This is a genomic window from Psychrobacter sp. TB20-MNA-CIBAN-0197 (genome assembly GCF_040309765.1).
In the GTDB taxonomy this organism is placed as follows: domain Bacteria; phylum Pseudomonadota; class Gammaproteobacteria; order Pseudomonadales; family Moraxellaceae; genus Psychrobacter; species Psychrobacter submarinus.
Genome location: NZ_JBEOPC010001270.1, coordinates 1 through 242 on the forward strand (window position 1 = coordinate 1; position 242 = coordinate 242).

General features: G+C 55.0%; 1 protein-coding gene. It reads right to left on the reverse strand.

The window, feature by feature from the left end; translation table 11 throughout:
• Positions 1-26: 26 nt before the first annotated feature.
• Positions 27-242, reverse strand: a 216-nt coding sequence (locus AAEY83_RS18045) for a hypothetical protein (protein ID WP_351061438.1), incomplete at its 5' end; no start/stop codon positions are given.

Genomic DNA, 242 nt, shown 5'->3' on the forward strand with positions numbered 1-242 from the left:
CGCCCACTCTGGCGGGGCTGTCCAGTTTAAAAGTCAAGTTTGACGCGGGTAATAATACTCAAAGCAGGGCACTTGTCGCTAATGGCCGAATGCAGGTCAAAGTTCAAGTACTCGTTGCCGGAGTAGACGCCGACGGCAACGCAATGCATGTACCCGCAGATGTAATGGAAAGCATCCAGCTTATTCATTACGCGACCGGCAAGACCTTGCGCGATGGCTGGGTCGCGAGCGCAGTCCAAGGG